At 48.2% G+C, this 23,655-nt stretch carries 23 protein-coding genes and 1 tRNA gene; 13 read left to right on the plus strand and 11 right to left on the minus strand.

The features are described from left to right. Positions 1 to 125: 125 nt before the first annotated feature. The 5 genes from pepA (at position 126) to BZG76_RS01300 (ending at position 6,445) form a co-directional block, all read left to right on the plus strand. The gene (pepA, locus tag BZG76_RS01280) at positions 126 to 1,637 is read left to right on the plus strand and encodes a leucyl aminopeptidase (protein WP_077459874.1); all 1,512 of its coding nucleotides are present in this window, start codon (positions 126 to 128) and stop codon (positions 1,635 to 1,637) included. Between the two features lie 150 nt (positions 1,638 to 1,787). After that, complete coding sequence (locus BZG76_RS01285) at positions 1,788 to 2,288, plus strand: DNA polymerase III subunit chi (RefSeq protein WP_021022638.1); 501 nt, start codon at positions 1,788 to 1,790, stop codon at positions 2,286 to 2,288. Positions 2,289 to 2,306: 18 nt separating this feature from the next. Continuing rightward, positions 2,307 to 5,165, plus strand: a complete 2,859-nt coding sequence (locus tag BZG76_RS01290) for a valine--tRNA ligase (RefSeq protein WP_077459875.1) — start codon at positions 2,307 to 2,309, stop codon at positions 5,163 to 5,165. Between the two features lie 238 nt (positions 5,166 to 5,403). Then, positions 5,404 to 5,787 carry a DUF2061 domain-containing protein gene (locus BZG76_RS01295; RefSeq protein ID WP_077459876.1) on the plus strand — a complete coding sequence of 128 codons (384 nt, stop codon included), beginning with the start codon at positions 5,404 to 5,406 and terminating at the stop codon, positions 5,785 to 5,787. Between the two features lie 127 nt (positions 5,788 to 5,914). Beyond that, positions 5,915 to 6,445 carry a GNAT family N-acetyltransferase gene (locus tag BZG76_RS01300; RefSeq protein ID WP_077459877.1) on the plus strand — a complete coding sequence of 177 codons (531 nt, stop codon included), beginning with the start codon at positions 5,915 to 5,917 and terminating at the stop codon, positions 6,443 to 6,445. A 65-nt stretch (positions 6,446 to 6,510) separates the two neighbouring features. On the opposite strand, the gene rraB is transcribed toward BZG76_RS01300, so the two are convergent. Then, a complete protein-coding gene (gene rraB / locus BZG76_RS01305; RefSeq protein ID WP_021022642.1) occupies positions 6,511 to 6,894 on the minus strand; it encodes a ribonuclease E inhibitor RraB in 384 nt (127 codons plus the stop codon). Positions 6,895 to 7,221: 327 nt separating this feature from the next. Between rraB and arcA the strand changes: the two genes are divergently transcribed. From arcA to BZG76_RS01320, 5 genes are all read left to right on the plus strand, one after another. Further along, positions 7,222 to 8,442 carry an arginine deiminase gene (gene arcA, locus BZG76_RS01310; RefSeq protein ID WP_077459878.1) on the plus strand — a complete coding sequence of 407 codons (1,221 nt, stop codon included), beginning with the start codon at positions 7,222 to 7,224 and terminating at the stop codon, positions 8,440 to 8,442. A 399-nt stretch (positions 8,443 to 8,841) separates the two neighbouring features. Next, positions 8,842 to 9,990: a DUF3103 family protein gene (locus BZG76_RS01315; RefSeq protein WP_077459879.1), complete on the plus strand. Its 1,149-nt coding sequence runs from the start codon at positions 8,842 to 8,844 to the stop codon at positions 9,988 to 9,990. Positions 9,991 to 10,599: 609 nt separating this feature from the next. Continuing rightward, complete coding sequence (locus BZG76_RS15310) at positions 10,600 to 10,743, plus strand: hypothetical protein (protein WP_158011309.1); 144 nt, start codon at positions 10,600 to 10,602, stop codon at positions 10,741 to 10,743. A 164-nt stretch (positions 10,744 to 10,907) separates the two neighbouring features. Further along, positions 10,908 to 11,042 (plus strand): hypothetical protein, encoded by a 135-nt coding sequence (locus tag BZG76_RS15600; protein WP_274532407.1) that lies wholly within the window; start codon positions 10,908 to 10,910, stop codon positions 11,040 to 11,042. Between the two features lie 321 nt (positions 11,043 to 11,363). Beyond that, a complete protein-coding gene (locus BZG76_RS01320; protein WP_077459880.1) occupies positions 11,364 to 12,224 on the plus strand; it encodes an endonuclease/exonuclease/phosphatase family protein in 861 nt (286 codons plus the stop codon). A 352-nt stretch (positions 12,225 to 12,576) separates the two neighbouring features. On the opposite strand, the gene BZG76_RS01325 is transcribed toward BZG76_RS01320, so the two are convergent. From BZG76_RS01325 to BZG76_RS01360, 8 genes are all read right to left on the minus strand, one after another. Further along, positions 12,577 to 14,280, minus strand: coding sequence for a hypothetical protein (locus BZG76_RS01325; RefSeq protein WP_077459881.1), 1,704 nt, complete (start codon positions 14,278 to 14,280; stop codon positions 12,577 to 12,579). A 285-nt stretch (positions 14,281 to 14,565) separates the two neighbouring features. Further along, complete coding sequence (locus tag BZG76_RS01330; protein ID WP_131825308.1) at positions 14,566 to 15,546, minus strand: OmpH family outer membrane protein; 981 nt, start codon at positions 15,544 to 15,546, stop codon at positions 14,566 to 14,568. 89 nt (positions 15,547 to 15,635) lie between these two features. Further along, the gene (locus BZG76_RS01335; RefSeq protein ID WP_077459883.1) at positions 15,636 to 16,232 is read right to left on the minus strand and encodes a DUF2326 domain-containing protein; all 597 of its coding nucleotides are present in this window, start codon (positions 16,230 to 16,232) and stop codon (positions 15,636 to 15,638) included. Positions 16,233 to 16,286: 54 nt separating this feature from the next. Beyond that, positions 16,287 to 17,243 carry a hypothetical protein gene (locus BZG76_RS01340; protein WP_077459884.1) on the minus strand — a complete coding sequence of 319 codons (957 nt, stop codon included), beginning with the start codon at positions 17,241 to 17,243 and terminating at the stop codon, positions 16,287 to 16,289. Then, a complete protein-coding gene (locus BZG76_RS01345; RefSeq protein ID WP_077459885.1) occupies positions 17,233 to 17,457 on the minus strand; it encodes an ABC-three component system middle component 7 in 225 nt (74 codons plus the stop codon). The genes BZG76_RS01340 and BZG76_RS01345 overlap by 11 nt, the downstream gene beginning before the upstream one ends. Further along, positions 17,457 to 18,215 carry an ABC-three component system protein gene (locus BZG76_RS01350; RefSeq protein ID WP_077459886.1) on the minus strand — a complete coding sequence of 253 codons (759 nt, stop codon included), beginning with the start codon at positions 18,213 to 18,215 and terminating at the stop codon, positions 17,457 to 17,459. The genes BZG76_RS01345 and BZG76_RS01350 overlap by 1 nt, the downstream gene beginning before the upstream one ends. A gap of 662 nt (positions 18,216 to 18,877) precedes the next feature. After that, positions 18,878 to 18,953, minus strand: a tRNA-Ile gene (locus BZG76_RS01355). A 156-nt stretch (positions 18,954 to 19,109) separates the two neighbouring features. Then, a complete protein-coding gene (locus BZG76_RS01360) occupies positions 19,110 to 19,352 on the minus strand; it encodes a hypothetical protein (RefSeq protein WP_077459887.1) in 243 nt (80 codons plus the stop codon). Positions 19,353 to 19,674: 322 nt separating this feature from the next. On the opposite strand from BZG76_RS01360, the gene argF reads away from it, so the two are divergent. The 3 genes from argF (at position 19,675) to pyrI (ending at position 22,306) form a co-directional block, all read left to right on the plus strand. Continuing rightward, a complete protein-coding gene (argF, locus tag BZG76_RS01365) occupies positions 19,675 to 20,682 on the plus strand; it encodes an ornithine carbamoyltransferase (protein ID WP_077459888.1) in 1,008 nt (335 codons plus the stop codon). Between the two features lie 215 nt (positions 20,683 to 20,897). Next, positions 20,898 to 21,842 (plus strand): aspartate carbamoyltransferase, encoded by a 945-nt coding sequence (gene pyrB, locus BZG76_RS01370; protein WP_021022650.1) that lies wholly within the window; start codon positions 20,898 to 20,900, stop codon positions 21,840 to 21,842. Further along, entirely contained in the window at positions 21,839 to 22,306 is a 468-nt protein-coding gene (gene pyrI, locus BZG76_RS01375) for an aspartate carbamoyltransferase regulatory subunit (RefSeq protein WP_021022651.1), read from the plus strand. The genes pyrB and pyrI overlap by 4 nt, the downstream gene beginning before the upstream one ends. Before the next feature lie 132 nt (positions 22,307 to 22,438). Here the strand turns inward: pyrI and sspB are convergent, their stop codons facing one another. Together sspB and sspA are read right to left on the minus strand one after the other, a co-directional pair. Continuing rightward, the gene (gene sspB, locus BZG76_RS01380; RefSeq protein ID WP_077459889.1) at positions 22,439 to 22,963 is read right to left on the minus strand and encodes a ClpXP protease specificity-enhancing factor; all 525 of its coding nucleotides are present in this window, start codon (positions 22,961 to 22,963) and stop codon (positions 22,439 to 22,441) included. Beyond that, the gene (gene sspA, locus BZG76_RS01385; RefSeq protein ID WP_021022653.1) at positions 22,963 to 23,601 is read right to left on the minus strand and encodes a stringent starvation protein SspA; all 639 of its coding nucleotides are present in this window, start codon (positions 23,599 to 23,601) and stop codon (positions 22,963 to 22,965) included. The genes sspB and sspA overlap by 1 nt, the downstream gene beginning before the upstream one ends. Between the last annotated feature and the right edge of the window lie 54 nt (positions 23,602 to 23,655).

A 23,655-nucleotide genomic window follows, 5' to 3' on the forward strand; every position in this document is an offset into this window, starting at 1 on the left:
TTCTAATCTTTCGGCCATTTGTTGACCGCCGGCTGATCTGGACGCATCAACGCGCGTTCAACAACATATAGTGGCGGCATTATCCAACATTTGGTCTCAATTGTCTTTAGGATCTAGGAGTACAAATGGAGTTCAGTGTAAAGAGCGGTAGCCCCGAAAAGCAACGCAGTGCCTGTATTGTCGTTGGCGTGTTTGAGCCTCGCCGCCTCTCCCCTGTGGCCGAGCAGCTCGATAAAATCAGCGACGGCTACATCAGCGCCTTGCTGCGCCGCGGTGATCTGGAAGGAAAACCCGGCCAGGTGCTCCTGCTGCACCATGTCCCGAATGTCCTATCAGAACGCGTACTATTGGTCGGCTGCGGTAAAGAACGCGAGCTGGGCGAGCGTCAGTATAAAGAAATCATCAAGAAAACCATCAACACCCTGAACGAAACCGGGTCGATGGAAGCGGTCTGCTTCTTAACCGAACTACACGTTAAAGGGCGCGACACCTACTGGAAAGTCCGCCAAGCGGTTGAGAGCACCAAAGACAGCCTGTACACCTTTAACCAGTTCAAAAGTGTTAAGCCAGAAATTCGCCGCCCATTGCGCAAAATGGTGTTCAACGTGCCAACACGTCGTGAACTGAACCTGGGTGAACGCGCTATCGCGCACGGTTTGGCGGTTGCCTCTGGTGTTAACGCCTGTAAAGACTTGGGTAACATGCCACCAAACGTAGCCAACCCGGCGTACCTTGCCTCGCAAGCGCGCCGTTTAGCCGATGACTATGATGCGGTCACCACCCGTATTATCGGTGAAGAGGAAATGGAAAAGCTAGGCATGCATTCCTATCTTGCGGTTGGCCGTGGCTCAAAAAATGAATCGATGATGTCGATCATGGAGTACAAGGGCAGCCCTGATCCAGAGGCAAAACCGATTGTGCTCGTCGGCAAAGGCCTCACCTTTGACTCGGGCGGTATTTCCATTAAGCCCGGTGCCGGTATGGATGAGATGAAGTACGACATGGGCGGTGCTGCATCGGTATTTGGGGTGATGCGTGCCTTGGCCGAGCTTAATCTACCTATCAATGTCGTGGGTGTGCTCGCTGGTTGTGAAAACATGCCAGACGGCCAAGCCTATCGTCCTGGTGACATCCTGACGACCATGTCAGGGCAAACGGTCGAGGTGCTCAATACCGACGCCGAAGGTCGCTTAGTACTTTGTGATGCCCTCACCTATGTAGAGCGTTATGAGCCCGAGTGTGTGATTGATGTGGCAACCCTCACCGGGGCGTGCATCATGGCCCTTAGCCATCACATCAGTGCCCTGATTGCTAACCAGAACCCCTTGGCGCACGATATTATCAGTGCCTCAGAGCAAGCCGGTGACCGTGCGTGGCGCCTGCCAATGACTGATGAGTTCCAAGAGCAACTCGATAGCCCGTTTGCCGATATGGCCAATATTGGTGGTAAAGGCGGTGGCACCATCACCGCGGGCTGCTTCTTGTCTCGTTTTGCCAAAAAGTACAACTGGGCACACTTAGACATCGCCGGGACTGCTTGGAAAAGCGGCGGCAAAGAAAAAGGTTCCACCGGCCGTCCCGTTCCTCTGCTGGTGCAATTTTTACTCAACCGCTCCGGGCTTGAATTGGAAGAGTAACCACGAACAGGAGGCCCACCGGCCTCCTTTTTTGTTGAAACTTTATCCGGCACTGGTGTCTGCACGCACAATCGGCTATGTTGATGGCTCCGCGCTACCCGGACACCCCGCTTTTGGGACGGAGGCCGTTTCTCACATTTAGGAGCGTATATGCCCACCGCCACCTTTTATCTTTTGTCGCCGCCCGAGCCGGCAGACGACAGCAACAGCCTGGGGCTGACACCTGAGCAGCAAGCGCGTGAACAACAAATACTGATAGACACGGCCATTGATTTGGCTTTTTACTACTATCAACAAGGGCAACGCATTTATCTGGCTGCACAGGACCAAGCCCAAGCGCATCAATTGGATGACGCTTTATGGCAACGTGACCCAGATACCTTCGTGCCCCATAATCTGGTCGGTGAAGGGCCGCGAGGCGGCGCACCGGTGGAAATAGGCTGGCCAGGTGTGCGCCATACCGGTCATCGCAGTGTGTTAATCAATTTGGCGACAGAGGCATCAAATTTTGCGCCTTCGTTTGCACAAGTGGTAGACTTCGTCCCTTGCGATGAGACGCTTAAACAGCACGCGCGTCACCGATATAAAGCATACCGACTGGCAGGCCTGCAACTTCATACCTTGGCCATCGACCAATCGCCCAACCCTTGACGATCTTTCAAGAGCGCTATGGAAAAGACATATAATCCACAATCAATTGAAAAAGCGCTGTATCAGCGCTGGGAAGAGGCGGGCTATTTCCGACCTCATGGTGATACCAGCAAAGATGCCTTTAGCATCATGATCCCACCTCCGAATGTAACCGGTAGCCTGCATATGGGCCACGCGTTTCAGGATACCATCATGGATACCCTGACCCGTGCCGCGCGCATGAAAGGTAAAAATACCCTTTGGCAAGTGGGGACCGACCACGCCGGTATTGCCACGCAGATGGTGGTGGAACGTAAGATCGCAGCCGAAGAAAACAAAACCAAGCACGACTACGGCCGTGACGCGTTTATTGACAAAATTTGGCAATGGAAAGGCGAATCCGGTGGTACCATTACCCAACAGCTGCGCCGCTTGGGTGCCTCTGTCGACTGGGATCGCGAACGTTTCACCATGGACGAAGGATTCTCCAATGCGGTAAAAGAAGTGTTTGTGCGCCTGCACAAAGAAGACTTGATTTATCGCGGCAAACGCTTGGTGAACTGGGATCCGAAACTGCACACGGCGATTTCGGACTTGGAAGTGGAAAACAAAGATAAGAAAGGCCACATGTGGCATTTCCGTTATCCACTGGCTGATGGTGCCAAAACCGCAGACGGTAAAGACTACATTGTCGTTGCCACCACCCGTCCAGAAACCATGCTGGGCGATACCGGTGTTGCGGTAAACCCAGACGATCCGCGCTACAAAGATCTGATTGGTCAGCACGTGTTGCTGCCAGTGGTGAATCGTCGTATCCCGATCGTGGGCGACGAACACGCCGACATGGAAAAAGGCACCGGGTGTGTAAAAATCACTCCCGCGCACGACTTTAATGACTACGAAGTCGGCCAGCGCCACCAGCTGCCAATGATCAACATTTTGACCCTGAACGCGGATATCCGCGAGCACGCAGAAGTGTTTGATCACAAAGGCCAGCCAAGCACCGCCTACGCGAGCGACATTCCAGCCGCCTACCAGGGTTTGGAACGTTTTGCGGCGCGTAAAGCGATCGTCGCCGAGTTTGACGTTCTCGGCTTGCTGGGTGAAATCAAAGATCACGATCTGACCGTCCCTTATGGCGATCGCGGTGGCGTGGTGATTGAGCCAATGCTGACCGACCAATGGTATGTGCGCACCGCGCCGCTCGCCGAGCCGGCTGTCAAAGCGGTAGAAGATGGCGACATTCAGTTTGTGCCCAAGCAATACGAAAACATGTACTTTGCCTGGATGCGCGATGTACAAGACTGGTGTATTTCGCGTCAGCTTTGGTGGGGTCACCGCATTCCTGCCTGGTATGACGACCAAGGCAACGTCTATGTGGGCCGCGATGAAGACGAAGTCCGTCGTGACAACCAGATTGGCGACGACGTCGCGCTGCGCCAAGACGAAGACGTGCTCGATACCTGGTTCTCATCGGCGCTTTGGACATTCGGCACCCTCGGCTGGCCAGAAAATACCGATGCACTGAAAACCTTCCATCCTACCGATGTATTGGTGTCAGGCTTCGATATTATCTTCTTCTGGGTGGCGCGCATGATCATGATGACCATGCACTTCATCAAAGATGAAAACGGCAAGCCACAAGTCCCGTTCAAAACCATCTACATGACCGGCCTGATTCGCGATGAAAGTGGCGCCAAGATGTCGAAGTCGAAAGGCAACGTGCTTGACCCACTCGACATGATTGACGGCATTGGTATTGATGATCTGGTTGCCAAGCGCACCGGTAACATGATGCAGCCTAAGCTGGCTGAAAAAATCGAGAAGGCGACCCGCAAAACCTTCGAAAACGGCATCGACGCCCACGGCACCGATGCCTTGCGCTTTACCTTGGCGGCACTGGCCTCTACCGGCCGTGACATCAACTGGGACATGAAGCGTCTGGAAGGTTACCGCAACTTCTGTAACAAACTTTGGAACGCCAGCCGTTACGTGCTGATGAACACCGAAGAGCAAGATTGCGGCATGAACGGCGGCGAGATGACCTTCTCAAATGCCGATCAGTGGATCGAGTCTCAGTTCCAACAAGCGGCCAAAGACTTTAACACCCACCTCGACAACTACCGTCTCGATATGGCGGCGGGCGTCTTGTATGAGTTTATCTGGCATCAATTCTGCGATTGGTACTTGGAGCTGACCAAGCCGGTGCTGTGGAAAGGTGACGACGCACAACAGCGTGCCACCCGTTATACCTTGATCACCGTGCTGGAGAAAACCTTGCGTCTGGCGCACCCTGTGATCCCTTACATCACCGAAGCGATCTGGCAGAGCGTTAAACCGCTGGTAAACGGCGTGGAAGGCGACACCATTATGCAGCAGCCTCTGCCGCAATTTGATCAAAGCCACGTGAACACCCAAGCGTCAGAAGATATTGAGTGGGTGAAGCAGTTTATCGTCAGCATCCGTAACCTACGTGCTGAGTACGATATTGCGCCAAGCCAACCGCTTGACGTAATGCTAAAAGCCGCCGATTCACGTGATGCTGATCGTGCGAGCAGCAACAGCACCACCTTAAACGCACTGGCCAAACTGGGCAGTTTCAAGGTACTGGACGGCAGCGAAACGCTACCGGCCTGTGCGTCTGCCTTGGTTGGCAGCGCTGAGATCTTGATCCCAATGGCGGGCTTGATTGATAAAGATGCCGAACTGGCGCGTCTGGACAAAGAGATCGCCAAAATCGAAGGTGAGATCAAGCGTGTTGAAGGTAAGCTTGGCAATGAAGGCTTTGTCGCTAAAGCGCCCGAAGCCGTGGTAGCGAAAGAGCGTGAAAAGCTCGATGGCTATCGTGACACCTTAACCAAGCTCGGTGAGCAAAAGGTCACCATCGCTGCGTTATAGTTCATCGGTCTTACCGATACCCTGTGATAAGCCACGCCAATCGGCGTGGCTTTTTTTATGCCCAACACCAGCACACAATTGGCTTGGTTACTTTCTCAACGGTTGTTGTACCAGCACTGATCGCCTTTGATAGCCCTTCTCTATCTAAAAGATAGTGAGAACCGTTTTTATTTATCGACATGAACCGTACATACTGTCATTGTTGATTAAACGCGTGTTGCCGCGAAGGAGCTACACCATGAAAAAGACACTCAGTTTTGCCGCTATCCACTTTTCGATCGCCTTTACGGTCGCGTATGTGCTCACCGGCGATATCATTTTAGGTAGCTTAATTGCCATGACCGAGCCAACGGTCAACACGGGTGCCTTTTACCTTCATGAAAAAGTGTGGAAACTAAGCCGTCAAGCGCGTCCGGTGATTAAAACCGCCAGCTTTGCGGTGATCCACTTTAACGTCGCTTTCTTGGTCGGCTATTTGATCAGCGGTGATTGGTTAGTCGGTGGTGCATTAGCGCTGGTTGAGCCAAGCATCAATACATTGGCTTACTTTTTCCATGAAAAAATCTGGCAGCGCCGTCATGGGGTAAAACCCGCGCCGGTGCACCTTGGCCACCACCACTAAAACCACACCGGGGATAGTGACGCCGAACAACGCGCAATGATCGCCGCCTTGCCTGTATCGCGATTGAGTTGTGAAAGCCATCTCAGTGAGATAGATTGTCGATAAATCTATTATCCGGAGTGTATTAATGGCTAAGGATTGCCCCCAAAATTTACGCAAGGCTGACTCACACGCCCCTGCGTCCCTCGACGTGCGCTTAATTGCGCCGAGCGATAACCCTGCCATTGCCGATGTCATTCGTCGCGTCTCTGCCGAACATGGTCTTAGTGCCGATGCCGGATTTAGCGTGGCCGATCCCACCCTCGATTATCTCAGCGAACAATATACGCACCCGCATGCCGCCTATTGGGTGATTGAAGCAGATAGAGTGATCCTCGGCGGTGGTGGTGTCGCCCCTTTGCCTAGGCACGATGGTGTGTGTGAACTACAGAAGATGTACTTTCTGCCAGCATTACGCGGCAAAGGCATCGCAAAGCGGTTAGCCGTCAAGGCGATGGATACGGCGCGAGAATGGGGCTATCAGCGCTGCTACCTCGAGACCACCGCCAACCTCACCGCCGCCATTGCCTTATATCAGTCACTCGGTTTTGTGCCGTGTCCTAGGATGGGAAACACCGGTCACGACAGCTGTGAAGTCACCATGATAAAGGTGCTGTAAACAAGTTCAGGCAAATAAAAAGCCACGCTAACGTGGCTTTTTGAGGCTTACTGATGCGAGTAAATTTACTCGCTTTCTGGGCTTTCTTCGTCTTCATCCGACTCGAAATAGGTACCCCAGCCGTCGTAATCAATGTTGTGCTTGTCGGCCAACGCCACCAACTTTTCTACCTGCTCATCAATGCGTTCGGCATTCAAGGCGGTTTCCATGACCGCATCAAAGCAAACAATCGTGCCGCCCTCTTCCAGCTCGAGCTCTTCAGCCTCTGCTACCTCAAAGCCCATTTTAAAGGCCTCGACCGCCGCATCTTCCAGCGCCGCAAAGGTATCGGCACATAAATGGTGCTCAATGGTATATAACGCATCCGGATCACTGCCGTCAGCGAGAAGCTCCTCGATAATCATGCGCGTTTCTTGGTGTTGTTGTTCAATCAGTTCAGCCTGTGACATAAGCGCGACTCCAGAAAATGAATACGGGCGCAATATGGCACGGTTTCGGCAAAAATGCCACGTTCGCTCACCGCGAAGCTGACGATAAAACCGCCAAGTTGATGAATTTTCTGTGACCTTGCTAGTTTGGCGAGATTGTTAGTGATTTGTAACATTGACCTCCCCTCGGAAGGTTGTCATTATTCGACCATCCAAGGAGGACATGAGACACGCCCACCCTGTGCAAACGGCCCGCATTCCCACCTTATCGGTGAGCACACATCCCGGATGTGCAAGGCGCTGTTTGTCTCATTGCCTGGCCCGTATTAAGGAAAAAGAGGACCTACCATGAGTGAGTTTTACGTTGGATCCGAAGTTGGGCAACTGAAGCGCGTTCTGCTTCATCGCCCTGAACGAGCGTTAAACCACCTAACGCCATCTAACTGCCACGATTTGTTGTTTGATGATGTTCTGGCGGTAGAGCGTGCCGGCGAAGAGCATGATATGTTCGCCCGCACACTCACGGATCAAGGCGTGCAGGTGCACCTACTGCACGACTTACTGGTTGAGACATTAGCCGAACCTGATGCCAAGCAATGGCTGCTCGACACCCAGCTCAACCAATACCGTCTTGGCTATCAATTTGCCAACGATGTGCGCGCCTACATGGCCGATATCGACCACAACACGCTCGCGGACATTCTGCTCGGTGGCTTAAGCTATATCGATTTACCCGTGCAATCATCCTCGATGATGCAAGCGATGCACGACAAAACCGACTTCGTGATTGAGCCGCTGCCCAACCATCTGTTTACCCGCGATACCTCCTGCTGGGTGTATGGCGGCGTCTCACTCAACCCAATGGCGAAATCCGCCCGCCAGCGAGAGACCAATCACTTGCGCGCCATTTACCGCTGGCATCCTGAGTTCGCGCAAAGCCAATTTGTCAATTACCTCGGTGATGAGGTCCGCGATTACGACAACGCCGCGATTGAAGGTGGCGACGTGCTGGTCATTGGCCGCGGCGCGGTCTTGATTGGCATGTCCGAGCGCACCACGCCTCAAGGGGTTGAACAGCTAGCGCGTAGCCTACTGTTTAGCGGTCAAGCCAAAGAAGTGATTGCGGTGCAATTACCGAAAAACCGCTCATGCATGCACCTGGATACCGTGATGACCCACATGGATATCCATACTTTCTCAGTCTACCCCACGGTGATGCGCCCTGATTTGCCTTGCTGGCGCTTAACCCGTAAAGGGGAAGACAGCCTTAACGTGGAAGCACAGTCTTGCTACCTCACCGCGATTGAAAAAGCGCTGGATGTCGGCCCGTTAAACATCATTACTACCGGCGGCGACAGCTATGCCGCCGAGCGTGAGCAATGGAACGATGCCAACAACGTGCTGACCGTGCGTCCAGGCGTCGTGATTGGCTACGAAGGCAATACCTACACTAATGAAAAATATGATAAAGCCGGCATTAAAGTGCTCTCTATTCCCGGCGACCAACTCGGTCGAGGCCGAGGCGGTGCACGCTGCATGAGCTGTCCGCTAGAACGCGACGACATTTAAGCACTCAACACCGCCAGTGCAATGCTGGCGGTTCTCTCCCCACGCTCTTCTCTCCCACCTTTTACCGTCTGCTATCGTGTTTATGGCTTACCCGCACGGCCTACAACATTGATGGTTCTTTTCCCACTCCCTCTCATCGCTTCATTTCACCAATCAATCAGTTACGGTTAAAACTGCCAACATTCATACCGATTGATTACTGGAAATCTCATTCTTTTTCATTAGTGAGTATTTACTCCAATTCCAAAAATGACTAATTTCGCATTAGAGTTTCAGTTTTTTTGTGAACTGTACTCACAGCTCTTTTTATTTGAGATAGCGTGTTTAAAGACAAGCATCGCAAGATACAAAGCGTTAGCCCTAGCTAACGTCAGTTGGACATAACGAAAAGGAAATGCGATGAATAAAAAAATACTGATCTCGCTGCTATTCGCCGGCCTTTCTCAGGTTTTCACCCCCGCTTTTGCCGGTAGCGCAGATAACAACGTGGTAGAGATAAAACGCGACACCGCCAAACAACTCAGCCAAGACTATGCGCAAATTGCCCCAACGCTACAGCGCAATATTAATAGTTATGGCTTAAATGCTCCCTTGTCGGCACTGACACAGCCTCAAGCGCGTAGCTCACGCAGCAAACGCAGCCTGGATACTCAGCTGCACAGCGCTGACCGTGCATTGCGTGAGGCGCAAGGCGTCGAAGACGTCGCCGACCAACTGCTCGAAGTACGCTTAGCCGACCCAAGCATGCTCGCGCGTTGGCAAGCCGGCCAAGCGCCTTTGTTTGCCTTTGAGCCGGCCGGTGATGAAAAAAGCTGGACCCAGATTGAGGCCTTTGACACTGAGGGCAACACCCACTGGCTAGACGTCTATCAAATGCCTGACCGCCCCGTGTTAGTGATTGATACGGACGGCAAAGCGGCATTAAAAGCCGGATTGGAAGTGATGCGTCGCACCTTGGCGGAGCAGAACCCTGCACCACGGATGCGTCGTAGTGCACGCATGATGGCACAAGCCCCAGCCCAACCCATTGACACCACAGTGCTAAAAACCATCCGCCTGGCCGACGATAAAGAACCGTGGATCTCCGGCGCAGCAGAAGTGTATGCCATTGTCACCGGTGTGAACCCAAGCCGTGACGAACCGACGCTCGACATTGTCGATATGCCGTATTTGGATTACGACAAAACTACCTATTACCCCAACCAAGTGATGATCCATTGGGATCGTTATCGCTGGGGCGCGGCAGACGTGATCTTAATGGAGCAAGACGACGGCACCAACTACAAAGAGCTGGCGCTGAAACTTAACGAGGTGGCGAGCGACATCCTAGCCGCGATCCCCGACTTGGAAGCGCAAGCCTATGGCGTGGTCACGCAAATCACCGGAAAAATCATCGAAGCCATCCCCGACGGCTGGCTGACCAACGATGATGACTTTGTTGATGTGTACTACACCCTGCTTAAAGGCCGTGCATACCCAGACCAATACGGCGCCGGCGGCAATGCCATGGCAACCTGGGAGCCACTGACCATTGAGCCGACTCAATAACACAGGCTTGGTTTCATTGAGTGAGATAAACAAAACGCAGCCGTGGGGCTGCGTTTTTTCACTGTGACTTTACTGCCCTGGATCTCTATTACTCGTTCCCACGCTCCTGCGTGGGAATGCATACGAGATTTGAGCCATGAACTGAAATCGTTACAAAATCATCAAGCCGCACTTGTCGAGTTTGGTTACTCTGATTCTGCTGAACGGATCTCTGTTCTTACACGATCTAACACCGTGGCCAATGTTAGTTGGCCACTACAGCTTTGATGTCGGATGGCGCGCGGCGGAAATCACACCCAGCTTGCGCGATCGAGAAGGCGCTTATGCCGACCTACGCGTACTTTAACGTCGATGATGTCATTGGCGACGATTACTCGTTCCCACGCTCCCGCGTGGGAATGCATACGGAACTTAAACCATCACCAGAGATCGTGACAAAATCATCAAGCCGCACTTGTCGAGTTTGGTTACTCTGATTCTGCTGAACGGATCTCTGTTCTTACACGCTCTAACACCGTGGCCAATGTTAGTGGGCCATTACAATGACAAAATTTATACATCGATGGTGCCATTGGCGTAGGTGACACAAGCCCCTGCAAGATGTCAACTATGATGCATTATGCCACCTGGGCGCCTGTCACGTTTGGCGCCAATTTTATCCACGATGTCGGATGGCGCGCGGCGGAAATCACACCCAGCTTGCGCGATCGAGAAGGCGCTTATGCCGACCTACGCGATATTCAGGATTTTTGAATACAGAACGCTTCGCTTACAGAGTACAGAAAAGAGCAGATCGTGTTCGAATCGGGGCTCAGCTCTTTCTGTATTCTGTATTCGGTATTCCGTAATCCGTAATCCGTAATCCGTCAAATGCTCCCATTGGCGTAGGTGACACAAGCCCCTGCAAGATGTCAACTATGATGCATTATGCCACCTGGGCGCCTGTCACGTTTGGTGCCAATTTTATCCACGATGTCGGATGGCGCGCGGCGGAAATCACACCCAGCTTGCGCGATCGAGAAGGCGCTTATGCCGACCTACGCGTACTTTAACGTCGGTGATGTCATTGGCGACGATTACTCGTTCCCACGCTCCCGCGTGGGAATGCATATGGAACTTAAGCCATCACCAGAGATCGTGACAAAATCATCAAGCCGCACTTGTCGAGTTTGGTTACTCTGATTCTGCTGAACGGGTCCTTGTTCTTACACGATCTAACACCGTGGCCAATGTTAGTGGGCCATTACACTTTACATGTAAGTGTGATCTAGATTGTTTATGTATCTTTTTATTGAGATATCTATCACGTATTTCCCCGTATCCTTATAAGATAATTCGCCTCGAAAAATAAATCATAAAGGCGAAGAAAAATAATGAAATACAAACACCTACTGTTACCAATCTCTTTAATTGTATCAGCCACTGCATTTGCCGGAGGACATAGAGAACCTTATCAAGCCCAGACCGATTTGATTAACAAGACGTTTTCTGTGGAGGAAGCACCTACACTTCGTGTTGCGACATTCAATATGGCCGCAGGTCGAGTGTCTTCATTAACAGAAATTGCCAAAGCCATTAAGGCGTTGAATGTTGATATCGTTGCAATACAAGAAGTTGACGCACTGACAGCGCGTAGCGGCAGAGTAGACCAACCAAAGAAACTCGCTGAGCTTACTGGGCTTAATGTTGAATTTGGTAGGGCTATCGACTTTGAGGGTGGTCAGTACGGATTGGCTGTCGCGTCAAAACACCCTATTTTAAAAACCGCGATCACTGAACTGCCATCGGGTGAGCGTGAGCAGCGCATTGCCTTTGAGGCACATGTTGATGTCCCAGGGTTTGACGCGCCAATCACCATTTTTAATGCGCATTTAGACACAAAAGAAGATCCGACGATGCGTGTTGAGCAAGTGAGAGAATTAAACGATACCGCCATAGATTCTCGAGGTATCAAATTACTGCTCGGTGACATGAACGATGTACCACATTCTGCGACTTATCAGGAATTGAGCCGTTACTGGAATGTGGTTAACGATGAAGCGGTTGATTTTCGCTCTTGGCCCGCGAGTAATCCTGAGATCCAAGTCGATTATGTGATGACAGGAAAAGCCCAAAAATGGCATGTTGAAAACATCACGGTGCCGCAAAACAACATGTCGTATGGCGATATTAACTGGCCTGCAGTCACGGATCACCTGCCTATCATTGTTGAGATGAAGATGATTGAACAGTAACAATGCTGTGTGACGGTTGATATTAAGGCACTGTGATCAGTGCCTTTTTATATTCATGAAGAAAAAAACGGGCCAATGGTTAACTCGGCAAATTTATCCTCTATTTACTCGTTCCCACGCTCCTGCGTGGGAATGCATACGGAACTTAAGCCATCACCAGAGATCGTGACAAAATCATCAGGCCGCACTTGTCGAGTTTGGTTACTCTGATTCTGCTAAACGGATCTCTGTTCTTACACGCTCTAGCACCGTGGCCAAATTCACTATTCCACTACACAAGTCCAAAGATACTATTATTACGGCGATAGGAATAAGACTGTTGTCACCCAACCTTCTTATTGAACTAATACAACTAAGCCTCACCTGTCGTAATATTTCCAGATGCAAAGGTGAACTTTGATTTGTTCTGATCAAACACGTAAATAGCAACCAATGGAACTGCTGTTACTACAAGCCCTGACAAAATCGCGGTGGTCTGAGCATTGAATCGGTTCAGTAGTGGTACAGACGCAAGCCCTGTACTTATTACGCGACCGACGTACAAACCCACTACTGCTGAAGCGGTACTTGCCATGATGATATTTATAGATTTAAGCTTATTCTCATCATTACTAGACATAATTCGAACACAACGAATACAGCTTAGAGTGCCCTCACGTATCAAGCCTAGAGCAAACGAAGGAAGTTTCGTAACCATTGAAATTAAGATCTGAGGAATGACACTTAACGCACCACTCACGCCAGCCTCTATCCCAAGAGTTTTAGCTTTAGCCCAAATCTGTCTTTCTTCGAAGCGTTGATTCAAACGTTGAGTCAACCGAACCTTAAGTTCCTTCACATTTTGAACCATACCCTTTTCATCAAATAGTTTGAATTCCTTGCAAAAGACTTTGATTTCATCCATAAAAATATCGATGGTTTCAACAACAATCATACCGACAACCTGCTGAACCGCCATCGTCGCACCACTCTTAACCGCGGTCATCCCAATTTCGACGGCTGCACTAGATTTATGCCTATTCAAAACCTTCTGAGCTTGTTCTAAAGCAGCATTACAGTCTTCTTCGTTTAATTCATACTGTTCACCCTGAATTTGCATGATACGAACACCTGGTTTATCTGGATGCGGAACTGAATTTTCTAGGAACTCACCAAGTGGTATATCTCTTTTTGAACGATTCACCGAAGAGTTTGTAAAGATTAAGTTCCCAGAATCATTCATTGCATCTAGAAGTTCTTTATCCGTTGTACCGGCTTTCAACAAAGTCGAGCTATAAATATCCTTAGTTGCAATAACATGCTCGATATCCGCGTCATGCGGCTGGAGTGTGGCATCTTTATTGTACCCATCTTCCAGAGGAGAAAACGTATCTTTTGCAGCAGCTCTTTGATCTTGCATAGAAGAAAAGTTCTCATGTGAATTTCTTAAATTATGCTCACCAATGCGTCCCCCAAACTCTTTGTAGTTTTCTGACAAGTTCTCATACTTAGTTTGAGAGTGGTCATCAATAGAATTAGCTGTCTGGTTTAAGAAGAACGAAGACATTGCCCTTTGAATGGCAATATTTCGGCATTGTTCAAAGATTTCTTCCGATGTTTTAACAGGAACAGGTAGGTTGCCTTGCAAATCTGAAACCATCCGCAAAGTATCTTTATCAACTTCAAAAGTACTTCTAGCCCATTGGTTTAGCTTGTCAGTACCAGTTTCCCAATATCTGATTGCATTAGCTTTTTGAGCATCCACATCTTTTAGTTCTTCCCAATCGATATTGTCGATTTTCTCTTTAGCCTGCTCGTAAGCTTCGGTAGCAGCTTCTTGTCCCCTTTGAGATAGATCAGTAGCCTTAGTTTTAACGCTTTCGGCAACTGCTGCTGAATCTAAGTCAGATGCAGCTTTTTTCACTCCTTCAGCAGCTTGGGCTGACTTCGCAGCTGTACTATCATAGGCGTTTCTTCCGTACTCTTTGGTTTTATTCGTAATATCAGAAACATCAATATTGTTTACTTTTTCGTTGACTCCAGCCGCTGCGCTCTTAGCTTTATCTAACCATCCCATTTAAACGTACCTCCCCCCTAGTCTGAAACTTACTTTTTGAGTTTAATCTTGTATCATTAAGGATTAAAAGTTGTCACTACGAAACCGACAAAAACCACATCGTTAACGTAACGTATTGAAGTGAGGTCTTATCTACTCACTTCTTGGCTGCGCTCGCGCTGAAAAAAGTGCCAGACGCAGCGCCTACCTATCCGCATTCGAGCTATTTACTTAATAAAGCAACGGGCTTGTTCAACACCCAAATGAAGTGTCGGCTGCGCGACACTTATTCTTATTTGTTATAACTCATTTTTTCTTGATTCTACGTATTTCATTTTCCATTTGCTGCATTTCATTTTGAAGCTCTCCAAGAGCCTCATCTGCAAGAGCACCTTTGCGTTGTAAATTATCTATATAGTCTTTGAATGCATTTAGCTTATTAAATATTTTGACATGGTTAGCTAATTGCTCTTCTAATGACTCTAGATAATCATTTACTTCACTACCATATATTGCTCTGTCTGGCACATGACGCTCATTGTCTCTTGATTTCAGAAAGTTTGTTACTTCATTATATTCGTTCCATGAGTGCACAAACTCTATGCTGCTTGCAGTAGCTCCCAAACAGTCCCTTAGTTCCTGCTCTTCATTTCTTGGGCAACAAACTATACGAATAGTGTCATGAGGGAAAACAAGACCATTATCTCGTTCATTGAAATACCGCCATTCTCGCTCCCACATAAAACCTTGAGAATGTGAGTTCTCCAATAAAGGCATTAGCAATGGATAACTCCCGTTGATTAATGAAGTAACTCGTTCAGAAATACGTTCATCTTCAATATTGGTTTGTTCAATTAAATTCTTTAGAATTACGATGTCGTTCTTCAGTTCATCATCGGCATAAATACAGGGTCTCGCTCCTAGCGATGAAAGCCTACTTTTGTCAAACCCTATTCCATACATTTGATTATCTCGCCAACGTCGGAATGAGCGATATCGGAAGAAATCTAACGCAAAGATAGGTGACTCACTAAAGCAGACGACACGTGCATCATAATTCCTATCCTCTCCCTGAGCTTCGGGGACTGATGCCCTCAAAAAACCATGTTGTTCTGGCATCTCGTCCGCTTCAGGCTGCAAGATCGCTAATAATTGAGATTTACCAGTCATATGGAACAGATAAGGAGACATATCAGGTTTTTCAACCGGACTTAAACGAAATGTTGGTGTATCAATTTTATAATCTGTCCATCTCACAGAACTTGAATATCTTGGAAGAGTCATCATTTCTCCTGAGTTATAACGCTTTGCTCACCGGTAAATTAGGAGCGCAGCGAGTAATTTTTCCGCGTGCAGCAACTTGTTATAACTGCCTATCACTTTCTCCAATCCTTGACATACAAGACATTATTATTATCAAGTTGAATGACCTTTTTACCTTTCAATTTATTTTCTGCTACACCACCATATTTTTCGATTTCATCAATCGCGATAAACGTTTGCTTTCCTGTTGATTCATACAGATCAATCAGTTTAGCAACAGCATCATTCTGGATGTTTTTAAACAATACTGAATCATGTACCAAGAAAGGTAATGCTGTAACCTCTAAAAACGCCAAATCAAGTAGTATTAAATTTGAATAAGCCTTGCCTGTTCCAGTGTCTTCTACCAGTTCGAAAGTGTAGCTATTTTGACCAATATTAAGTGTTGGGCTCCTCCTTTCCTCACTATATATCTCCGTGACATTTCTTCTATTTTTGTCATTGACTATATTTTCGATCAACTCCAATATTCTAATCTTCTCGGCAGCAAGAAGTTCTTTTGCTTCCTTTAAATCCGATTTAATCTGAGTGTCCATCTCGAAATACTCTATTTCTTTGCTGGCCACGGAATGGTCTTGCGACAACTCATAAACCCTATCAATAACGACATTTGGATTATCTAACTCTGCCAAGGAAGCAGATATTTTCATATCGATTAAATCGATTTCTTCACTTATTGAAGATAACAGTGAAGCTAATTCAGCCTAGCTACTCTTCAACTCCTTTCTAAGTATTTTTGTTATGCTTGAATGAAATGATTCAACTTCTTCGAGCTTCGAAGTATTGACATCTGGGAAGTATTTTATCAGGGACTCCAAATGCTTACTTTTTATCGCCTTGTTTTGGTTTAGATCATTTCTCACTCGAAGCAGTCGACTATCTAATCTAAGTTTCTCTTCTAAAAGCCGATCTTTCTCGACTTTTAGCTCCATAACCTGTCTATTAGCTATCTCCGATATATTGATGGCATATTTTTTTAGGTTGTTTTTAATTTCTTCAATCTCAGAATCTATCGCATTAATTCTTGTAATGTTTTCCTTGTACTTCGTCTTGGTTGTCTTGGAAATCAACCCAGTTTTAGCTGCCTTACTAATCGTACTCTTTTCGTCATTTTTATTTTTTACATTTTCCGATAGAATTCTTATCGGCTCATATTTCTTAAAGAGTTTAATTATATTCGTAACGCAATCGGAGGGTTTTTGACTTTTAAAACTATGGAGAGGGTGCTTTACATCAAGATTTTCTTTCCCCCAGACTCTAGAGAAAAGAGACACAATTGAACGGAAAGAAAGCTCGATATCTCCCAGTGAGTAAGACGCTTTTAGAAAGGTTGTGTATTCCTCGATTCTAATGGGCTCAACTTCAGAATATTTATCATCACACTTATATACTAAGTCTGGGGTTTGCGTCCCTCTTCTAAAGTAAACCAATTCCTTACCAAACTGAAAAGTGAAAAAGTAATCATGGTGGCCGAGCTCATCGACAACATCTTTATTATGATCAAGAAAAGACTCTCCGCCATATACGAAGTCGAGAACCATAAGTAGCGTTGATTTGCCAATAGAATTCGTGGCGACACTGTCGCCTAACACAACATTAAGGCCGGAGTGAAAGTCGATAGTCTTTTCTCTGAACTTATCACAACGAATTTCAATTAACATATCTAATAACTCCTTCACCCTCTTCCAATTCAATCTTTCCTAAGACATAAAGCACATCAATCGCCAGCATAAACTCACTAATATCTTCAAATTTATCTAACCGAGCATGTATCAGATCAGACAAAGAAATTACCTCAATTTCTTCCAGAATCAAAAAGCTAATCTTTGATAAGATCGAATTATCAAAACTTGTAAACTTACTAGGAAAGGACATTAAAAAATCTCGCAATTTTGGATAAAGAACGAGGCCATAATTTCTGCCGCATCATTAGTTTTTGGTTTTGTTTTTGCGTAAATCCAAGCAACTATATTTTCAAATATGGCTTGTTGATCAATGCCCATATTTTTTTGCTTTAAATAATATGTCTTGATCTGCAGAGATATAATTTCAGAAAAATCAGAATTGACGTTATCTAATTCTGAGAACTTCCTTCTAATAAATATGTAGTACTCTATAACGTTGCCTTTAATTTTTAACTTGGTTGGCCTTGAAATATTAGAGTCTAGCTTCTCATCGACTTCTCTGGGTGTAAAATCAATTTCAGCATCATTTTCTAGTTCCGGATCATCGTATATAGCTTCTATGATCTGACTGATTTCATCTTCAATCGTATATCTTTTCCAAATCGCTTCTTGGCCACTACGATCAATGAGCTTCTTCTTTAGTCCAAGTAAGGTTCGATACTCCTCGACAGCTCTAGGCTTATCAAATTTCCCATGACATATCTCGCACAAAGGTATGATATTATTTTCGTCATTTACATCATCACTTAGCCGCTCTTCATCCTGCAGTAGATGCTTTTCTTCTTTAGTAGGATTTAATGGGTATATATGTGCCAGTTCATAGTTTTTGAAGCTCTTGCCGTTCTTCTTATAGAAAAGAGGCTCAGCACATAAGGGGCATACTCGACTAACCTGTGAAAGCAAGGCTACATTTTGCGCATCAGAATACTTCTTTCTTGGATTACTCATCCTTGAACCACTTTCATATTATGTAGAACTCCCCCAAAAGTTATAACATTGTATTAGTGCGCACGCACGATTTCCCAAAATCGTTATCCGCACCATTTTCTACCTAACCTACTGATCATAGGATGGTTTTTCGTCTTTAATCGATACTGCTCTTCCGCAAAAGTGAGCATGCCACCTATCTCTAGTCAGGTATTCACACTATCCCCAAGCGTAAATCTGTCTCGGATAAACGCGCACCCTATTGAGTACCTCGGTTAGATAAGCTGGTTAACCGTCCAGTGTTTAGCCATGCTACCGCCGATCAGTTGTCGGCACCTAACACGCCATCGAGTTGGCAGATTTGGGGTTAGTGTATCAAGGGCTGTTTTGGTTTTCGTGCGCTATTGTCCAAAGTGTTAGATAAGCCATATTTTGTGAGATGGATTCAAGAAGTTACCTAGGCACAAAGGATGAATCGTTTTAGTGTGCGCTTGCCTAAGCAAGGGAAAAGAGGACTGCTAGCAGGGGTCGAGTATTGAACACCTCTCAATGTTACCCCGCTGATTTTTTCTAATGCGAAAATGGGAGTTGTACCCGTTCCTTGTTTGACTAAGTGTTTGACTAAAAATCAGCAGTTACAAAAAAGGCGTAGTAGGTACTAACCTGCTACGCCTTGCTATGACTGGTGGCCCCTCCCAGACTTGAACTGGGGACCAATCGATTATGAGTCGACTGCTCTAACCACTGAGCTAAGGGGCCGAATGGATTGGGATTATAGGGGAAGGCAAACAGGGTGTCTAGTTGTAAGGGGGGTCAATTCAGTATGGTTTTTGAGCACTTAGCGCAGTGGTGGCAAAACAAGCGCCGCCAGTGTGACGGCACTCATGCTTTACTTACTGAGTTCTGTGACACCACTTACTGCATGGCGGGGTCTTCGCTGTTGTCATCGGCGGGCCAGGTTTCTTCTTCCGGTGGCCAGGCGCTGTTGTCGTCTTCTGGTATTGGCTGGGTGTCGCAATCCGTGCCACCTTCAGGGCAAGTCACCGCTGGCTGGCCGTCTGCAGGCTGCATCGGCTCGTCATTCGCCATTGCCGGGCCCGCTAGGCCAACTATCATCATCAGTGCGCTCAGAGTCAGTGCTTGGTTGTATGTTTTCATGGTGTTCTCCTTCCTAATAGTGTCGTTGCCCTTGAGGACAGAAACACTATCTCGCACTCGCCGCACTGCCCTGTCATTCCCTCGCTATAAGGCGGTAAAAGGATTGTGTCGTTTGTCGCCAATTTATCAGCATTGTCAGTCCTTGATTAAATCCCCCTCCTGCGGTCAGAAAACCTTCAAAACGGTGTGTTAAAGGTTAATTGATGGCCTTTACGCTCGGTTTTGTCGCTTGCATCTTGCTGACACGCGCTTTACCATCAAAGAATAATTAAACAAAAATATCGATTTAATATTCAAAATAGCGCGTCATTTAGGGATAAATATGAAAAGCGACCTCTACCAGCAATCACTGCTCACCTTACTCGACTTGTCACCTCAGCAAATCCACGATCTGATTGATGATGCCGCCGCCCTTAAAGCGGCCAAAGCCCGTGGTGAGGAAACCCCACAGCTGACGGGCAAAAACATTGCCCTGATTTTTGAGAAAACCTCAACCCGCACCCGCTGTGCGTTTGAAGTGGCGGCGTTTGATCAAGGCGCACAAGTTACGTATCTCGGCCCCAGCGGCAGCCAAATTGGCCATAAAGAGACCATGAAGGACACCGCGCGGGTGTTAGGGAGAATGTACGATGGCATTCAGTATCGTGGGTTTGGTCAAGAGGTGGTGGAAACCTTAGCCGCCCATGCTGGTGTGCCGGTGTGGAATGGCCTTACCGATGACTTTCACCCCACTCAAGTGCTGGCGGATTTACTCACCATGCAAGCGCACAGTGACAAGCCGCTCAATCAAATCGCCTTTGCGTATTTGGGTGATGCGCGCAATAACATGGGCAATTCGTTGATGGTGGGCGCGGCCAAAATGGGGATGGATTTACGCTTGATTGGTCCTAAAGCCTATTGGCCTGAGGCGGATTTGATTGCCACCTGCCAAGATATTGCCGCCAGTACTGGAGCAACGATCACACTCACGGAAGATACGGCGGCGGTGAAAGGCTGTGATTTTATTTATACCGACATCTGGGTGTCGATGGGCGAGCCAGAATCGGTTTGGGTGCAGCGGGTGGCAGATCTCACGCCTTATCAAGTCAACCCCGGTTTGATGGCCGCTACCGAGAACTCAGATGCCAAGTTCATGCACTGCTTGCCCGCGTTTCATAATGACGAGACCGGCGTGGGTAAACAAATTGCCGATCAATACGGGCTCAATGGCCTGGAAGTGACCGACGCGGTATTTGAATCAGCGCAATCGATCGTCTTTGATCAAGCCGAGAACCGCCTCCATACCATCAAGGCTGTGATGATTGCCACACTCGTCAAAGCAAGCGCGTAAACGATTGCACTTTTGCTTGCACAGCACAAATAGGGGCGTATAATTCGGCCAGATTTCACTACACGGCCAGAAGTTATGTTGGTTATTCCACCCACAAACAGCGATTTATCCGCCCCATCGCGGGACGGCATTCGCATTGGTCGTGATCGTAAAAGCCTCCGTTTCGGAGGTTTTTTTTTTGCCTGTAGCACACTGCAAAGAAAGGGACTCGCGTTATGGCCAATACGCTTTATCACAAACATATTATTTCCATTCCCGAGCTCAGCCGCGACGAGCTAGAGTTAATCGTTGCCACGGCGGGCGAACTTAAAGCCCGCCCGAACCCGACGCTGTTAAAAAATAAAGTGATTGCTAGCTGCTTTTTTGAAGCGTCAACCCGCACTCGGTTGTCCTTTGAAACCGCGATTCAGCGCCTTGGCGGCTCGGTAATTGGCTTTCCCGACGGCGGCAATACCTCGTCAGGCAAAAAAGGCGAAACCTTGGCTGATTCGGTCCGTGTGATTTCTTCTTACGTTGATGGCTTTGTCATGCGTCACCCAAAAGAAGGCGCTGCGCGATTAGCGTCGGAGTTTTCTGAAGGCGTGCCGGTGGTGAATGGTGGCGACGGCGCAAATCAGCACCCGACCCAAACCTTGCTCGATTTGTTCTCGATTTACGAAACCCAGGGCCGCTTGGATAACTTAAATATCGCCATGGTGGGAGATCTCAAATACGGCCGTACCGTGCATTCTCTGACCCAGGCGTTATCAAAGTTCGAGGGCAACCGCTTCTTTTACATCGCCCCGGATGCACTCGCCATGCCAGAGCACCTGCTTGATGAGCTTGCCGCGGGCGGCCACCCTTATAGCCTACACAGTAGCATTAGCGATGTGGTGCCTGAGTTAGATGTACTTTACATGACACGGGTGCAAAAAGAGCGCTTTGATGAGTCAGAATACGCCCACATTAAATCAGCGTTTATTTTAAGTGCCGGCATGCTGCGAGATGCCAAGCCGAATATGAAGGTGATGCATCCGCTGCCACGCGTGGATGAAATTACCGTTGATGTCGATAAAACCCCGCACGCGTATTACTTTGAGCAAGCAGAAAATGGGGTGTATGCCCGAGAGGCTCTACTCGCGCTGGTGTTAAATGAACAGGTTGAAGGAGTTGCAAAATGAGCACGGATAATAAACTACAAGTCGAAGCGATCTGCCACGGCACTGTGATTGATCATATCCCCGCGCACATTGGCTTTAAGATCTTAAACCTGTTTCAAATGCATGGTAGCGATCAGCGGATCACTATTGGTTTGAATCTGCCTTCGTCGGCGCTCGGCAGTAAAGATTTGATCAAAATCGAGAACGTGGTGATCAGCGAAGATCAAGCCAGTCAGCTTGCCTTGTACGCGCCACAGGCAACGGTGAATCAAATTGAAGATTATCAAGTGGTCGCCAAGCTGCCGCTGACATTGCCTGAGGTGATTCAAGGGGTGTTTAGCTGCCCAAACTCTAACTGCATTACCCATGGCGAGCCGGCTGTCGATAGCTCATTCCGAGTGCTCACGGAGGCCGACGATGTGAAGCTCTGCTGCAAGTACTGTGAGAAGGTATTCTCACGCGAGATCATGACCGAGCGTCACTAGTCCTCGCTGTCTAACCCTAGTGCGAGGGTGCTCGGTTGCGGGCGCGCTTGCACTGCGCCTGCCGCGCGCGTAACACATAAAAAAACCAGCATCGAGGTGCTGGTTTTTGTCATCGTTTAACCTGCCAAGTGGTTATTTCACCACGGTAAGCGTCGGCTTGCCTTTTTTACTCGGCGCCGCTGGCGCTTCTGGTTCGTCATCGGCCTGCGGCAGTGCGTCTGGATCGTCAACACTGTCAACAGAGACAAGCGATGGCTCGTCCTCTTCGGTCGGTGCCGGCTCGAACGTCTCGTCCTCGAACATCTCGTCATCAGCATTGGCGTAGGCAGGCTCCATTTCAAACATGGTCCCGGCGCCATTTTCACGCGCATACAGTGCAAGCACGGCTGCCATTGGCACCATCACTTGCTGCGGTTTACCGCCAAAGCGCGCGTTAAAACACACATGCTCGTTACTGAGTTCAAGATTACCGACTGCTCGCGGGGCGATGTTCAGTACAATTTGCCCGTCTTTGACGTAATCAAACGGTACTTGCGTCCCTGGTAAGGTCGCATCGACCACAATGTGTGGCGTGAGATCGTTGTCCAGTAACCAGTCGTAAAACGCCCGAACCAAATAAGGACGGCGCGGTGTCATGGCAAATTCAGATGTAGACATTATTGACCTGTTAGTCGCATTTCACGTTCAGCTTCTGTCAGTGAGGCGAGAAACGAATCACGCTCAAACAGACGCGTCATGTAGTCTTTGACTTGCTTCGAGCCCTGACCGGTCAGTTCGATACCCAGTGCAGGTAAACGCCATAAAAGTGGCGCTAAGTAGCAATCAACAAGGCTAAATTCTTCACTTAAGAAGTAAGGATCTTCGGCAAAGACAGGCGCCAGAGCCAGGAGCTCTTCACGTAATTGCTTACGGGCTTTATCCGCCTCATCCGCACTGCCCTGCATGATCTGATCCACCAAGGTATACCAGTTACGCTTAATGCGATACATCATCAAGCGGCTTTGTGCACGCGCGACAGGATAAACCGGCATCAATGGCGGGTGAGGGAAACGCTCATCCAAGTATTCCATGATGATGTCTGCGTTATACAGCGCTAACTCACGGTCAATCAAGGTTGGAACAGAGTTATAAGGATTTAAGTCAACCAGATCTTCTGGCAGATTATTCGGATCCACCAGCTCGATTTCTACACTGACACCTTTCTCTGCGAGGACGATGCGTACCTGATGACTATATAAATCAGATGCGTCAGAGAATAACGTCATCACCGAGCGTTTATTGGCAGCAACAGCCATCAACCCCTCCAGGATGTTCAATATCAATAGAAAGCAATGGGGACTCAAAGCCCC

It is taken from the genome of Salinivibrio sp. AR647, from assembly GCF_001995415.1.
In the GTDB taxonomy this organism is placed as follows: domain Bacteria; phylum Pseudomonadota; class Gammaproteobacteria; order Enterobacterales; family Vibrionaceae; genus Salinivibrio; species Salinivibrio costicola.

What these genes read in the sequence shown, in the direction of transcription:
- rraB (WP_021022642.1), bottom strand. Translation starts at nt 6,894, where the DNA reads ATGTCACAGGCTGAACTGATTGAACAACAACACCAAGAAACGCGCATG.
- BZG76_RS01350 (WP_077459886.1), bottom strand. Translation starts at nt 18,215, where the DNA reads ATGAGTAATCCAAGAAAGAAGTATTCTGATGCGCAAAATGTAGCCTTG.
- BZG76_RS01285 (WP_021022638.1), top strand. Translation starts at nt 1,788, where the DNA reads ATGCCCACCGCCACCTTTTATCTTTTGTCGCCGCCCGAGCCGGCAGAC.
- BZG76_RS01290 (WP_077459875.1), top strand. Translation starts at nt 2,307, where the DNA reads ATGGAAAAGACATATAATCCACAATCAATTGAAAAAGCGCTGTATCAG.
- BZG76_RS15310 (WP_158011309.1), top strand. Translation starts at nt 10,600, where the DNA reads ATGATGCATTATGCCACCTGGGCGCCTGTCACGTTTGGCGCCAATTTT.
- sspA (WP_021022653.1), bottom strand. Translation starts at nt 23,601, where the DNA reads ATGGCTGTTGCTGCCAATAAACGCTCGGTGATGACGTTATTCTCTGAC.
- BZG76_RS01300 (WP_077459877.1), top strand. Translation starts at nt 5,915, where the DNA reads ATGGCTAAGGATTGCCCCCAAAATTTACGCAAGGCTGACTCACACGCC.
- sspB (WP_077459889.1), bottom strand. Translation starts at nt 22,963, where the DNA reads ATGTCTACATCTGAATTTGCCATGACACCGCGCCGTCCTTATTTGGTT.
- BZG76_RS01345 (WP_077459885.1), bottom strand. Translation starts at nt 17,457, where the DNA reads ATGTCCTTTCCTAGTAAGTTTACAAGTTTTGATAATTCGATCTTATCA.
- BZG76_RS01340 (WP_077459884.1), bottom strand. Translation starts at nt 17,243, where the DNA reads ATGTTAATTGAAATTCGTTGTGATAAGTTCAGAGAAAAGACTATCGAC.
- argF (WP_077459888.1), top strand. Translation starts at nt 19,675, where the DNA reads ATGAAAAGCGACCTCTACCAGCAATCACTGCTCACCTTACTCGACTTG.
- BZG76_RS01315 (WP_077459879.1), top strand. Translation starts at nt 8,842, where the DNA reads ATGAATAAAAAAATACTGATCTCGCTGCTATTCGCCGGCCTTTCTCAG.
- BZG76_RS01335 (WP_077459883.1), bottom strand. Translation starts at nt 16,232, where the DNA reads ATGAAAATATCTGCTTCCTTGGCAGAGTTAGATAATCCAAATGTCGTT.
- pyrI (WP_021022651.1), top strand. Translation starts at nt 21,839, where the DNA reads ATGAGCACGGATAATAAACTACAAGTCGAAGCGATCTGCCACGGCACT.
- BZG76_RS01320 (WP_077459880.1), top strand. Translation starts at nt 11,364, where the DNA reads ATGAAATACAAACACCTACTGTTACCAATCTCTTTAATTGTATCAGCC.
- BZG76_RS01295 (WP_077459876.1), top strand. Translation starts at nt 5,404, where the DNA reads ATGAAAAAGACACTCAGTTTTGCCGCTATCCACTTTTCGATCGCCTTT.
- pyrB (WP_021022650.1), top strand. Translation starts at nt 20,898, where the DNA reads ATGGCCAATACGCTTTATCACAAACATATTATTTCCATTCCCGAGCTC.
- BZG76_RS01325 (WP_077459881.1), bottom strand. Translation starts at nt 14,280, where the DNA reads ATGGGATGGTTAGATAAAGCTAAGAGCGCAGCGGCTGGAGTCAACGAA.
- BZG76_RS15600 (WP_274532407.1), top strand. Translation starts at nt 10,908, where the DNA reads ATGATGCATTATGCCACCTGGGCGCCTGTCACGTTTGGTGCCAATTTT.
- arcA (WP_077459878.1), top strand. Translation starts at nt 7,222, where the DNA reads ATGAGTGAGTTTTACGTTGGATCCGAAGTTGGGCAACTGAAGCGCGTT.
- pepA (WP_077459874.1), top strand. Translation starts at nt 126, where the DNA reads ATGGAGTTCAGTGTAAAGAGCGGTAGCCCCGAAAAGCAACGCAGTGCC.
- BZG76_RS01330 (WP_131825308.1), bottom strand. Translation starts at nt 15,546, where the DNA reads ATGATGACTCTTCCAAGATATTCAAGTTCTGTGAGATGGACAGATTAT.
- BZG76_RS01360 (WP_077459887.1), bottom strand. Translation starts at nt 19,352, where the DNA reads ATGAAAACATACAACCAAGCACTGACTCTGAGCGCACTGATGATGATA.